Origin of the sequence: Mycolicibacterium boenickei (assembly GCF_010731295.1) — a bacterium.
Lineage (GTDB): Bacteria > Actinomycetota > Actinomycetes > Mycobacteriales > Mycobacteriaceae > Mycobacterium > Mycobacterium boenickei.
This window is the reverse complement of sequence record NZ_AP022579.1, coordinates 751119-762832: the sequence shown is the minus strand read 5'-3', so window position 1 is coordinate 762832 and position 11714 is coordinate 751119. Positions and strand designations below refer to the sequence as shown.

Below are 11714 nucleotides of genomic sequence, written 5' to 3'. Positions count from 1 at the left end.
ATGGACCCACGACGGATCGAGCTCAACCGCAGACACAGCCGTGAGATGGGCGCGCTGTTCTCGCGGTTCCTCGCCGACCACCCGGATGTGGAATCCGAAGTCAGCGATGCCCAGATGACACCGGAGCAGGACGCGGCTTGGACCGCCTACAGCGCGGAACTGCTGGCACGACAACAAGCCGAGCGCTCCGCGCTGGCCGATCAAATCGAAGCCGAACAGCGGCAGGGCACGGAAAGGCAGGCGTAATGGAAGCGGCACAAGCGATTTCATTGGTGGCGGATTGGATCCGGTCGCGCAACTTGGACTATCCGACTGACGGATTGGAGGCAGATCGCTTCGAGGTCGGCTGGAGCGTGTACGCACCGGTCGACGTCGACGAGAGCGACCCGATGGCCTTTCTGGACATGCCGGTCGGGCGGTCGATCTTCCTGGTGGGCGACTCCGGCCGTATCCAAGAGGTGACGTCGTCTGTTCCGCCCCAACAGGCCCGCGACCAGTTCGCCGCGCAGGAACTCGCCACGGCGCCCAAGAACACCGCCGCGCCCGATGACGCGTCCGATGAGGCTGCGTTCATGGCGGAGTTCGAGCGGCAGTTCAACGAGGCAGCGGAGGGCGGTGCGCCGGCGATCGCTGATTTCACCGTTGTCGACACTCCGCCCGAGCAACCGGCCGATGAGGACTTCGCTGACGACGACAGGATTGCGGAAGAAGCATCGCAACTGCTGGAGCCGATCGCGCAGCAGCTGGCTCAGCTCGGTCCGACCGGCTGGGAGGAGTTCACGGCTGAGTTCGCATTCACGGTGTCGTCCCAGATTGCCCAGTTGCAGTTTTATTCCGGTGACCGATCCGGCCTGGTGCCGGTGCCGCAGTCCATCGCCGATCTGGTCCAGCACCAACGAGAAGTCTCGGCGCGGATGTCGGCGGGCCCGTGGTGGCGGCTGCTGTTGAACGTCACCAACGCCGGCGAGATGGCGGTGAGCTACGACTACGGCGACGAGCCATTTCCCGAGGACCAGCTGGTTGCCCCAGAGGCATACCGCAATGATCTGGAAACCTATCCTCGTCCACAGCTGCCGGTCTGGCTGGCCGGCTATGTGGCTGGGGCCGACGCACAGGGCCGCGATGCGCGGCAGGCCGCGCAGGCGGCGACCGCGGACTCCATCTCCGGCCGAACCGCGACGCCTAGCGAGGATGTCCCGCCGCTGCACGATCTGCTGGCGCGGTGGGCGGTGTTGTCGGCCGCCTATGCCGGCGCCGGCTCCGGCTGGGGACCGCGCATCTATCCGGGCTACTGCTGGTACGAGAGTGATCGCCGCAGTGGGTCGACATTGTTCCTGCTGCCCGGCGACCGCGCGGTGCTCTCCGGCGGCAAGTGGAACTCTGAGCTGCTGGAGGCCGCTTACAACGGCGATGGCCAGCTGCCCGACCTGTACACCGGAGCTCCGGCGTGGGTCAACGACGCCGTGCTGAACACCCGAAATCGCAACGGTCTGCTGAGCTTTTGCTTCTGGTGGGCGGACGGTCAGTGGTACCGGGGCGGGACCGACACATCCGGCGAACTCGACGTGCCGATTCCGGCCATCTGGACGCCGGAGGAGACCGTCACCGCGATGGCCGATCAGATCGATCCCGGCGTGACCGATCAGTGCCGGGCGCTGCTGACGGCCGCCACCCAGCGCAACGCCACCATCGACGATGTGGCGGCTCTGTTCAGCGGACAACCTGACGCGAAGGTATACGACGCGGCCAACCAGCTGAGCTTGGCGGGTCTGCTGACCTAGAACTGGCGGGTAGCTGAACTCTCGGCGAACAAGGCCGTCAGAAATGGCGGTCTGCGGTATCGCGCAATAGCGTGAATTGCGATGCTGCATGGAAGTTTTCGTCGATGGGGGATCGCGTGACCCTGCAGATTCCCGGTCCATTGCAATGGGTGTCCTATCTCGTCGGCTCGCAATGGCCGAAGGGCGACGAAGATGCCATGTACCGCATCGGCGGTGAATGGGGGGATCGCGCCGAACAATTGAGAGATCTGATACCCGAACTGAATCGGATGCGGGCCAGCACGAGTGCTGTCCTACAGGGTGTGACCGCCGGCACCGCCGACCAGCAGTTCGCGTTGCTGTTCGACGGTGATGCCACGGTCGACAAACTCGCCGATGCGATGGCGGCGCTCGGTGAGCTCGCCGAAAGTACCGGCAAGAACATCGAATACACGAAGCTGCAGATCCTGACATCGCTGGCGATCGCGGCGTTCGAGATCTCCTGGGCACTGGCTCAGACCTCGGTCACCTTCGGCGCATCGGCGGCTGAGATCCCGCTCATCGAGGCTTCGACCTCCGCCGCGATCCAGCGGATGGTGTCGGTGGCGCTCAAAGACCTCATGACGGACCTGGGCAAGGCGATGACGAAGACGACGGTGCACCGCATCATCAAGAAGTCCGGCGTCGAGGCTGCCGAGGCTCTCGGGCAGGAACTGTTCATCCAGAACATCCAGCAGTCCAAGGGACACCAGAACGGCTACGACTGGAACCGGCTGGGAACCGTCGCACTCGCCAACTCCGTCGGCGGGGCCACGCAGGGCACGGTCAGCATCTACGGCCAGCGGCTAGTGGGTAATTCGACGGTCAAGGGGGCGGCCGTCGGATACGTCGCGGGCATGTCGAAGAAGGTGACCGGAGCACTGGCCACCGGCAGCGAGATCGACCCTGTTTCCGTCCTCGGATCGGTTCCCACCGCCGTCACCGGTGGGGTGCGCGGCCGAGCCGCAGCGCACAGCAGCAAGGCGTCGACGGCGGACGGGGGCGGTGCCGCGGCGGCGTCCAGCGGGGGAGACGGGGACTAGACGTGGACAACGACGCGGCACGCCACGAACTCATCGATGCGCTTGCGCTCGTGCAGGAACAGTTCGCCGATCTGGCTGCGGTCGAGGAGGAGCGGGCAGCCTTGTCATCAACGGCCACGAGCGCCGATGGCAGCGTCACGGTGACCGTCGACTGCGACGGCGTCGTCATTCACACGGCGGTCGGCGAAACCTATTTGGACGACCACGATCTGGCCGATCTCGGACGGCACATCACCGACGCCGCCCAGGCCGCCACCCGCGACGTCGAGCAGAAGGTGGCGGAACTGCTCGCCCCGCTGGCGCAGCGCCGTGAGCAGATGCCCTCGTTGTCCGACATAGTCGAGGGCGCTCCCGACATCAGAGATCTGCTGTCGACCCCGGCGGCCGGGCCGCAGGGCTGTATCCGATCAGGACGGGCCGAGGATACCGACGACTATCCGACCGTGAGGAGTGTGCGATGACCGTACCGCTGGGCGTCACGCCGGCAGACTTGCGTGGCACCGCGCGATACCTCGCCTCTGTCAGCAATGACATGAAAGCCGTGCAGTCGGCGCTGATGCAGATGCTCAGCGGTGAAGGTGAAGCCTGGGGGCACGACAAGATCGGCAAGCAGTTCGCCGACGGCGCCAAAGGCTATAAGGCGCAGTTGGACTGGGTCGACGGATCGATCACCGCGAAGACCGACCTGCTTGACTACTACGCCGACGGTCTGCACCTCACCGCCGACGCTCTGGAGAAACAAGACAAGCCCTGAGTCACTCTGAGCGACCCGGTGTGAAATGCGGCGACTGGGGCTGTCGCGCCGGACTGGGCTGGACGGCCGAATCGGGCTGCCAGGTGGTGCCTCCGCGCTGCGGAATACGGCGACGGGGCTCGGCCTTGTCAGCAGGCGATTTCTCCTGCTGCTCCGCTTCCTCGTCGGCGCCGACCACCGGCACCGCTGCCTCGGCGTCACCGATGACGTCCTTGCCGTTTTTCTTCCGTCGCAGTGCCTTGTTGACCTGGTGGCCCTTGCCGTTCTGATCGCCGGCGCGCTGGCCCGCAGCCGGAGCTCCTGCGCCGGGGCTGCCTGCCCCTGAGCCGAGACCGGCACCGGCCCCGGCCGCCGCAGCAGGCATCTTCGCCGCGGCGGTCGCGGGTGCGCTGCTTGACAGACCACTCGGCATGCCGCGCAAGGGAATTCCACCACCGGCCCCGCCTGCGCCCTTGCCGGCGCCTGCCCCGGCGCCGAGGCCCTGCGGCCCGAGCCCGAGGACACCTTCAGGCGGCCCCTTCGGCATGTCGCCCAGCGGGTTCTGTTGAGCGGCGTTCTTAGCGGCATCCATCGCCTGGCCGATCGCGTCCTTGGCGGCGTTGGTCGCCGTGTCCATCGCCGACTTGGTGGGATCGGTCAGACTGTCGAGAGCATCCTTGGTGGGATCAGTAGTGAGATCCTTTTGGTCGATGGGCTTTTGGTCGATTGGTTTGAGCTTGTCGAAGTCGGTCGGTTTGTTGGCGTTCAGCTTGTCGAGGGCCGACTTGTCGAACGGCTTGATGCCTCCACCGCCGCCACCCGGAGTGAACGGGCTCGTACCACCCGGTCCGCCTGGCCCGCCTGGGCCGGTCGGATCGGTGGGAGCTTCGAATTTCATGTTCGGCAACGGAGGAAGATTGGGGAAGCCTTGGGCTACCGCTACGATGGCGGGCTGGTACGTGCCTTCAAAGAGTTGCACCGCGTCGGTGTAGTCCCTGATCGATTGTTCGACGCGCTGCTTGTCCTTGACTGCGGTGTCGACGTTCACATACTGTCCATTGTCGAGCCTGAGGGCGCCGTCGGAGTCGAAATGGTATCTGTTGTTGTATGCATCGACCTCGGCATTGACACCCTGCAAATTCTTCGAATCAAAATCCTTGACCACGTCGTCGCTCGCCGAGTTGGGGAAATGTTGTTGGACGTAGTCGAATGCAGTGTGGAGCACCCCTAGCCGGTCCGCGATCTCTTCCGACGACGGCGTGAAATCGTAGATCGAGGTCTTGGTGACCTGTTTGGATGCGGCCTCCGCCGCCGTCGCGCTGTCGCCGGACCACTTACCCTCGATTGCCTTGTCGACTTTGTCCCTGAAGGTCTCGGCCGTTTCTTTCAGGTTGGACCCGTGAGTTTTCCAGGCCTCGGCCAGGTTATTGATCGCGGTGAGGTTCGACTTCAACGTGGACTTTTCGTCGCGGAGTTCTTTGAAGGTCCAGCTCTCGAAGTTGATCTTCCTGCCGCCGGTGGTCGCGGCAGTCACCGCATCCTGAACAGTACGGTCTGGGGTCATACCCGGAATTGTGTCGAGCGTGGAAGTGTCTGGCTCCCTCTCTTCCGTCTCGATTGTCTCTTTCTTGTCCATCTGCTGGACGGGCTTGTTTTCAAATTCGTCGGTGTCGCCCGTAGGCTGCTCCTTGTCCCCCATCAGCGTGTTCCACTCTGATTCGGTCCAATAGGGGGCATAGGAGGTGTAATACTCGCCGCCGAAGATGGCACCGACGGTATTTCCGAAGCCGCTCATGGCTAGTCGGCCTCGTTTTCCTTCAGCGCTTTGGCCGCGTCGTGCGCCGTCTTGATGAAATCCTGTGTCTGGGCCAGCTGTTCCCTGACATAGTCGGTGAGCGCCTTGCCTTTTGCATTGAAGGCGGTCTCCATCGCCTTTGCCAGCTCGTTCTTCTCATTTGCTCCGAAGTAGCCCGTGGTGTCGTCCAGGGCATTGTCGATGATCGCCTGCAACTTTTCCTCGTAAGGTTTGAAGGCAGTCGTCTCGAGGTTGGTGACAGCATCCGGCTCGAGGTGGAGATAGAGCTTTCCGTCAGCGGTAGCGGCGTCCAGGCCGCCCCAGGGACTAGTCATGATTCTCCTCTGACGCGATCGTTACGGTTGTGCTGGGTCTGATTGTGCTGCATTGAATGGCAACGTCACCTCGTTCTCGATTCGGAGCAGTACCGCGGCCGAGTTGACGAAATTCCCGGCCGCGAACAGCATCACCAGGTCGCCGGGCTTGGCGATCTTGTGGTTCATCAGATAGGCGAGGCTCACCCCGAAGTCCGAGACGGTCAGGTGCCCGAACTGGGCCGCGAAGTCACGCAGACCGGGGGCCGGCCGGAGTCGGGCGTGCATGGCGAGAGCGTCCGTCACCTGTCTCGGCTCGATGAATGACGGTGCGAACCAATCGATGTCGTCTGGCTTGATACCGGCACGTTCGTAGCATTCGATCACGGTTCCGACGGCCACCCGAAAACTGGCTATTGCATTGTCTTTCACCGTCCCGGAACCCCGCCGGTCATAGTTCTCCCACCGGGCGATCCAATCCGCCAAGGTCGGGAACGTCGGATCGTCGATGGCGCCGTCAGTCCTGCCGTGCATCATGCCGGCCGACGGATTGTGCGAACGGGCCGCGGCGGACACGATGCGAGCGAACCCTTCAGTCCTGTTCAGAAGTGCGCAGAAACCGCTGTCGCCCAGCAGCGAACCTTCGGTCGCCGGACTGGCCGCATACTCATGCCGGTCGAAGTAGAAGATGCTGTCGCCGCCGGTCACCATCGCGTTGTCCCCGGCCCAACCCGCCTGTAGCACCGCGTCGGCGAGCATCACGCCGTACAGCCCACCCGAACAGAACTGCCGGATCTCGGTCGCCGAACCGGCAGACGCCCTGCCCAGCACGGACTGCTGGATCGAATTCGTGATCGGCCAGAAATGTTCGCCCTGATACAGGGTGCCGCAATGAAAGGATGCCGCCATGCTGTCGGCTGCCGTGGACAATGTGGAGTTGTCGATCTGCTTCCCGGCAGCTTCCACCATCTCGTGGACCGACTGCATCTCCGATGCCGCGGTCGCAAGATGTTTCGGGCGACCAGCGCTGTCAGTGCCGCCGGGTATGTAGGTCGAAACGGTACTAAGGAAGGCCATTGAACTCTTGTTCTGATCGCGCTGCGGCGAGTCGTTCCTCCGCCGTCTTGACGTGTGCAGTCTCGATCTTCTTGAAGGCGGAGAGGAGGTTGGGCACGGTGGCCGGAATGATCTGAAACGAACTGACGCCCTCGTTCACCACGTACGCGCCGTCGTCGGCGACATTTATCAGCGTCAGATGGTTCTCGTTGCGCAGGGCGTAGTCCTTGGTGAATGCCGAGGAACCAGACAGCAGAATCGAACCGGTGATTCGCACGTCGCGCAGCACCTGCGCCGGCGTCTCTTCCTCGAACAGGCCGTCCTTGCGTGGCCTGCCACCAGGCGTGTAGTCGGGCAGGGCCTCGAGGACGACCTGCGGGAAGTCCACGTTCACGCACCCGATGATCTGCACGTCCTCGCCGAAGATGGTCTCCTGGCTGGGATCCTGCGTGATGACAGCGCAGTAACCCGACGCTCCGATCACACCGAACAGGCGATACAACCGCGTCCCAGTGCCGTCCTCGATCTGTCCGAACCCCTGCAGCAGAAATACCGGCGAGCGCAGCGCGTCGAGTATGCCGAGTCGAGTGGGCGTCATACCGGCGCGCTGCCGGGCCAGAGCAGTCTGCCTGTCGGCCTCGAGGTCATCCTGGTACCGCTGCTTGCTGTTTCGATAGGCCAGAGGGAACGGCAGCCGGTCGAGGCCGATCACCTCGCACAAGCACCGGAAGTCGAAGCCACTCATGAACCACGGTTCGACGTCATGGCGAATCGGGGCCACTTTGTCGGTGATCACGTTGAGCCCCTTTCACTCTGGCTGCCGGAAACGGAACGCGTAAGCGGGCTCGGTCGCGATAGAGCCATCGACCGAGCCCGCCGACGAACGGCCTGGCTAGAAGCCGCCCGCAAGATGCCTGTCGAGTGCCGCGGCGTCCTCCTGCGACTGATTTCCCCCGGAGCGGGTCTGGGTGATCTCGTTGAGGATCGCGTCCATCTGCTGCAGGATCTGCGTCTGCTGCGTGTGCAGTGTTGCAGCGGCCTCGCCTTCGTACACGCCCTGCAGCGCAGCGAAGACCTGGCTTACCTCTTCGCGCATGGCCTGCGCGTTGTTGGTCGCGCCCTGAATGTCGTCCAGGGACGCGTAGTTGGATCCGTACTGGTACCGAATGCTATCCGTATCCATTGATCAAACCTTTCGATTACTAGTCGGCGTCGTGGCTGACAAGCGCGTTGATGTCGGACTTACCCTTGTCGACGATGTGCTGCAGGTTGTTGATGACGTAGTTGAAGTCCTCGTGGTGCTGCGTCATGATGCCGCGGAACTTCGCGGCCTTGCCGCCCGTCCATGAGCTGGCGGTCATCGCCTCGGTTTGATCGAGGATCTGGGAAGCCAGCCGCCGGACATCCATCATCTGTTTGTCGATGTTCTCGATCTTGCTCTGGGCTTCCGCGGGCGTCAGATGGAGCGTCATGCCTTACCTCTCTTTGTCAGTCCCGGCGCGAATGGCCGGATGGTGGTTGAGAATTCGCTGGTGAACACGGAGCGGATCTAGCGGTCCCCCCATCTGTAGCCGGACAGCTCGACAAGCTGGCCGATGGCCTGCCTGATCGTGTGGTCCGACCCCGGTTTGAGGGTGGTCCACAACTGGCCACTGGGTGAGGCGCTCGGAGCGCCCACGATCCGCCCGCGCTTGGTGTAGAAAATGCCGACCGCCCCGGCGGATCGCGAGACCCGGTCGACATCGTCGTCTAGTGCGTAGTAGACGATCTCGGCGAACGCCAGCCGCGAGGACAGGGCCGAACCCAGCGTCATGGCGGTGCGGGTATCGGCGCCGAGCGCCCGGATCCGGTCGGACAACTCGGTGGAGTCATGGGTATCCGACAACGCGTGGCTGACGTCGGCGAGCGGAGCGCCGACCGGGACGATCTCGGCGGGGGCGGATGCCGGCAGGCGACGCAGCAACGCAGCCGCCGCACTGGACGCGCTCGCCCCGTCGTCGATCGTCTCCAGGGTGATGTCATTTCCCACCCGGCAGGCCGAAATGCACTGCGCGCCATACCGCACGACCGTGACACGGGCCAGGCCGTCAGGGGTGACCAGGCGCATGGCGAGCTCGCGGTCCGGCCGCTGCAGCGACTGCACGACGGCGGAGAGTTCCGTGCCGACCTCACCGGCCGACAGTAGGCCGCGCTCGGTGAGGCTCCGGGTGGCCTGCCCGAGGGCCTCGGCACGCGCGGTCTCGGTGGGGTGTCGCGTGCGCAGGTCCAGCACCAGCGGCAGCGCCTGGACCCCGAGACGGGCTGCCAGGACGTGCAGTTCGTCATCGGTGACGACGAACTGTGGCGCGAGTGAGGCTGTCATAGGTTGAGCCCCCGGTCGACGCCGATCACGGGAGGCGTGACCCAGCGGTTGTCCACCTGCTCGAGAGTGCGCTCCGGTTCGTCGGCGAAGCCCTCGCCCGCGGGTACCTCTGGCGCGGCCAGTTCATCGAACACCGCGGTATCGGGACCCCAACTGACATTCGACACCATGAACGGTGCGTCGTTCTGCTGCGCCGTGGGAAGCCAGGCCTGCCCGGCATCGGAAACCCCGGCACCCGGTTCGCCCGCGCCGTCCAGAACCGCCGCTGGTTGCACGGATTCGTACTCACGGTGCTGGTCGTTACGGCCCATGGCGCCCATCGGCGCATAGGGCGCGCCGCTCATGCCGGTGCCCGAGGAACCCCCCGCACCGGTGAATCCGGTCTTCTGCAGCGACTTCGGATCAGCGCTCGACTTGACGCCCGGAGCGAACATCGGCGCCAGCGGCGGTGGTGGCACCGCTGCGGCCCCGCCGGCCGCGCCGCCGCCCGCGCCGGCGGCTCCTTCGCCGCCCTGTTCGGCCTTGAGCGCATTGCCCTTTGACACCTCCGGCGGCGGAGGCTGTTCCCACGGTTGGGCCAGGGGAGCGGCGGCTTCTTCGTACTGCTGCATGACGGCCGCGGCGTTGGCCTGGTCGGCGGTGGCGGCCGCGTCGAACTCGGCGAACGTCCCGTTCAGCACGGCCCCGTTGTACGCGGCCAGCGAGGCCATCATGTCCTGGGCGGTCTTAGCCTCGACGGCCTCCGACACGCTGGGCATCGCGAGCACTGCCACGGTGTTGGCGACGGCGGCCTCCTCAGCGCGCTGACCGTTGCCGGCCGCGCTGAGGCTGATCGCCTGCAACCATTTGCCGAACTCTTCCAGGCGCTGCGCTGCCGCGTCGGAGGCCTGGCTGTCCCAGACCGTCCGCAGGCGTGCCACCAGCTTGTCGAAATCGATGGAGACGTTCGCCAATTCGTTGGCAACCCGGATCCAGGCCGCACCGGCTCCGCCGACCGACGCCGGACCGGGCCCCTCGGTGAGGTCGCGAGCCAGCTGCTCGGTGCTGCGTGACTCCCACGCAACGTCGGTGAACCCCACGCCCGGAAACCTCCCCTCGTCGACAGAAAACAGATGGCCGTGTGACGGTCAGCCGGCGAAGTCCTCGGAAGCCGCGATGTTGGACGAATGGCCGCGCAGTGTCGCTGCCACCTCGTGGATCTCCGTCATGCCCTGATCGGCGGACGCGCCGAAGGTGGTGTGAACCTCGTTGAGGGTCTGGGCAACTCGCTGCGACACCTCGTCCCGGGCCGATGGCGTCACGGTGAGGTTGGGTGCCTCGTCGGCCATCACCCGCTGAACGCGGTTGGCGAGCTCGTCGAGTTGGTTGCTGATCTCCTGGACCTCGGCGGGCTGGATGGACATACCGGCGTTGTCGGCCATGACGGTTCTCCTAACGGGCTGGCTAGATCCGGAGTTCGACGTCCGGGGTCTGATACGGGTCGGCCTCCCCGAGGACCGGGGGTGCCGCAGTGCCGAGATCGCCGACGATCTCGCTGCCTTGGTCGGTGGTGTGCAGGAACGATGCCGACGTGTGGTTGTTGCTCGATGAGGCATTCGCGCCCTGTCCGGCACCCATCGCTCCCATGGGTGCACCGCCCATCATGCCGGGCGAGGCGACTCCGCCCACCCGTGGCGCGGCCGATTGGGTTGGTGCACTGGCACTTTCCGCCTGGATCATCGATGACATCGGTAGCGAGCGGGGTGGCAGCGCGCCGCTGCCGATCCCACCGCCACCGCCACCGCCGCCGGCGCCCAAGGCCCCACCCGCGAGCGCGGGGTCGCCTTCACCTTCACCCGCTGCGTCGGCGGCCGGGTCCATCGGATCGATCGCGGGATTCGCGGCGGACTGGCTGGCCGCCGACGCCGCACCGGTGCCTGCCTGCACGCCCGCCTCGGCGCCCTTGACCGCCATCGGCATCAGCTGGGCCAGGCCGGCCAGCGACGAAGCGCCCTCGGGTGCTGCGGTGATGCCCACCGGCGCACCGGCCGTGGTGACCTGAGCGGCCTGGGTGGCCAGCGAAGTCTGCAATTCGGTCATCACTTCAGCCGTGGTGGCAATTGCCTTGTTGGCGGCGGCAATTGCCGCCGCCCAGCCCCACGGGAAGATGATCATGGGTCCGATGGCGGCGATCGTCGCGGCGAATTCGGTGATGATCTCGATGAGCCGGACCCGAGCCTGGCCGACATTGGTCGCGGCCGCGGTCAAACTGGTCCTGAGTGCGTCGGATTGTGCGCCGACCTCGGCGCCGTCGGAAATCGCCGCGGTCGTCTTTGCCGCCGCGGCGGTACCGGAGGCGCCCTGCCACGCGTCGCCGGCCGAACTGACCGACTTGGCCATGGACCCGCCGGTGGAGTCGAACATCTTGGAGATGGACTGCAGCATCGTCGTCGGGTCGACGCCGTCGAACATCCCGCTGCCCAATGTGCTGAGCGCGTCGGTGACCGGGCTGATCAATGCGCTCGGATCCATGGGATTGGCAGGCGGCTGCTGCTCTGGCTGGCTCTCGGGCGGCGGCTCTTCGGCGGGCTTTTGATCTGCAATTGGTGGCAAACCCAAGCGCTCAAGAATTT

General features: G+C 65.1%; 15 protein-coding genes. 5 read left to right on the top strand and 10 right to left on the bottom strand.

Annotated features, from left to right (window positions below; all coding sequences use genetic code 11):
- From G6N57_RS03490 to G6N57_RS03470, 5 genes are all read left to right on the top strand, one after another.
- On the top strand, positions 1-246 hold the full coding sequence (locus G6N57_RS03490) for a hypothetical protein (protein ID WP_077738618.1): 246 nt from the start codon (positions 1-3) through the stop codon (positions 244-246).
- Positions 246-1781: a hypothetical protein gene (locus G6N57_RS03485; RefSeq protein WP_077738619.1), complete on the top strand. Its 1536-nt coding sequence runs from the start codon at positions 246-248 to the stop codon at positions 1779-1781. The genes G6N57_RS03490 and G6N57_RS03485 overlap by 1 nt, the downstream gene beginning before the upstream one ends.
- A 116-nt stretch (positions 1782-1897) precedes the next feature.
- Positions 1898-2842, top strand: coding sequence for a WXG100-like domain-containing protein (locus G6N57_RS03480; protein ID WP_077738620.1), 945 nt, complete (start codon positions 1898-1900; stop codon positions 2840-2842).
- Positions 2843-2844: 2 nt separating this feature from the next.
- On the top strand, positions 2845-3303 hold the full coding sequence (locus G6N57_RS03475; RefSeq protein WP_077738621.1) for a YbaB/EbfC family nucleoid-associated protein: 459 nt from the start codon (positions 2845-2847) through the stop codon (positions 3301-3303).
- A complete protein-coding gene (locus G6N57_RS03470; RefSeq protein WP_077738622.1) occupies positions 3300-3596 on the top strand; it encodes a hypothetical protein in 297 nt (98 codons plus the stop codon). The genes G6N57_RS03475 and G6N57_RS03470 overlap by 4 nt, the downstream gene beginning before the upstream one ends.
- A 1-nt stretch (position 3597) precedes the next feature.
- Here the strand turns inward: G6N57_RS03470 and G6N57_RS03465 are convergent, their stop codons facing one another.
- The 10 genes from G6N57_RS03465 to G6N57_RS03420 form a co-directional block, all read right to left on the bottom strand.
- Positions 3598-5370, bottom strand: a complete 1773-nt coding sequence (locus tag G6N57_RS03465; RefSeq protein ID WP_077738623.1) for a hypothetical protein — start codon at positions 5368-5370, stop codon at positions 3598-3600.
- A gap of 2 nt (positions 5371-5372) precedes the next feature.
- Complete coding sequence (locus G6N57_RS03460) at positions 5373-5705, bottom strand: hypothetical protein (protein ID WP_077738624.1); 333 nt, start codon at positions 5703-5705, stop codon at positions 5373-5375.
- A gap of 21 nt (positions 5706-5726) precedes the next feature.
- Complete coding sequence (locus G6N57_RS03455) at positions 5727-6671, bottom strand: 3-oxoacyl-[acyl-carrier-protein] synthase III C-terminal domain-containing protein (protein ID WP_162563899.1); 945 nt, start codon at positions 6669-6671, stop codon at positions 5727-5729.
- Between the two features lie 76 nt (positions 6672-6747).
- Positions 6748-7536, bottom strand: coding sequence for a hypothetical protein (locus tag G6N57_RS03450; RefSeq protein WP_077738626.1), 789 nt, complete (start codon positions 7534-7536; stop codon positions 6748-6750).
- Between the two features lie 96 nt (positions 7537-7632).
- Positions 7633-7923, bottom strand: a complete 291-nt coding sequence (locus G6N57_RS03445) for a hypothetical protein (RefSeq protein ID WP_036442719.1) — start codon at positions 7921-7923, stop codon at positions 7633-7635.
- 19 nt (positions 7924-7942) lie between these two features.
- The gene (locus tag G6N57_RS03440; protein ID WP_003883841.1) at positions 7943-8212 is read right to left on the bottom strand and encodes a WXG100 family type VII secretion target; all 270 of its coding nucleotides are present in this window, start codon (positions 8210-8212) and stop codon (positions 7943-7945) included.
- A gap of 77 nt (positions 8213-8289) precedes the next feature.
- The gene (locus G6N57_RS03435; RefSeq protein ID WP_077738627.1) at positions 8290-9102 is read right to left on the bottom strand and encodes an ESX secretion-associated protein EspG; all 813 of its coding nucleotides are present in this window, start codon (positions 9100-9102) and stop codon (positions 8290-8292) included.
- Entirely contained in the window at positions 9099-10181 is a 1083-nt protein-coding gene (locus G6N57_RS03430) for a PPE domain-containing protein (RefSeq protein WP_097926133.1), read from the bottom strand. Before G6N57_RS03430 ends, G6N57_RS03435 begins: the two co-directional genes overlap by 4 nt.
- A gap of 48 nt (positions 10182-10229) precedes the next feature.
- A complete protein-coding gene (locus G6N57_RS03425) occupies positions 10230-10523 on the bottom strand; it encodes a PE domain-containing protein (protein WP_077738628.1) in 294 nt (97 codons plus the stop codon).
- A 22-nt stretch (positions 10524-10545) separates the two neighbouring features.
- The gene (locus G6N57_RS03420) at positions 10546-11700 is read right to left on the bottom strand and encodes a hypothetical protein (protein ID WP_133118333.1); all 1155 of its coding nucleotides are present in this window, start codon (positions 11698-11700) and stop codon (positions 10546-10548) included.
- Between the last annotated feature and the right edge of the window lie 14 nt (positions 11701-11714).

Bases quoted from the DNA above. Each gene is read 5' to 3' on its own strand.
- G6N57_RS03460 (WP_077738624.1), bottom strand. From the start codon at position 5,705: ATGACTAGTCCCTGGGGCGGCCTGGACGCCGCTACCGCTGACGGAAAG.
- G6N57_RS03440 (WP_003883841.1), bottom strand. From the start codon at position 8,212: ATGACGCTCCATCTGACGCCCGCGGAAGCCCAGAGCAAGATCGAGAAC.
- G6N57_RS03465 (WP_077738623.1), bottom strand. From the start codon at position 5,370: ATGAGCGGCTTCGGAAATACCGTCGGTGCCATCTTCGGCGGCGAGTAT.
- G6N57_RS03455 (WP_162563899.1), bottom strand. From the start codon at position 6,671: ATGCAGTCGGTCCACGAGATGGTGGAAGCTGCCGGGAAGCAGATCGAC.
- G6N57_RS03445 (WP_036442719.1), bottom strand. From the start codon at position 7,923: ATGGATACGGATAGCATTCGGTACCAGTACGGATCCAACTACGCGTCC.
- G6N57_RS03435 (WP_077738627.1), bottom strand. From the start codon at position 9,102: ATGACAGCCTCACTCGCGCCACAGTTCGTCGTCACCGATGACGAACTG.
- G6N57_RS03485 (WP_077738619.1), top strand. From the start codon at position 246: ATGGAAGCGGCACAAGCGATTTCATTGGTGGCGGATTGGATCCGGTCG.
- G6N57_RS03490 (WP_077738618.1), top strand. From the start codon at position 1: ATGGACCCACGACGGATCGAGCTCAACCGCAGACACAGCCGTGAGATG.
- G6N57_RS03425 (WP_077738628.1), bottom strand. From the start codon at position 10,523: ATGGCCGACAACGCCGGTATGTCCATCCAGCCCGCCGAGGTCCAGGAG.
- G6N57_RS03470 (WP_077738622.1), top strand. From the start codon at position 3,300: ATGACCGTACCGCTGGGCGTCACGCCGGCAGACTTGCGTGGCACCGCG.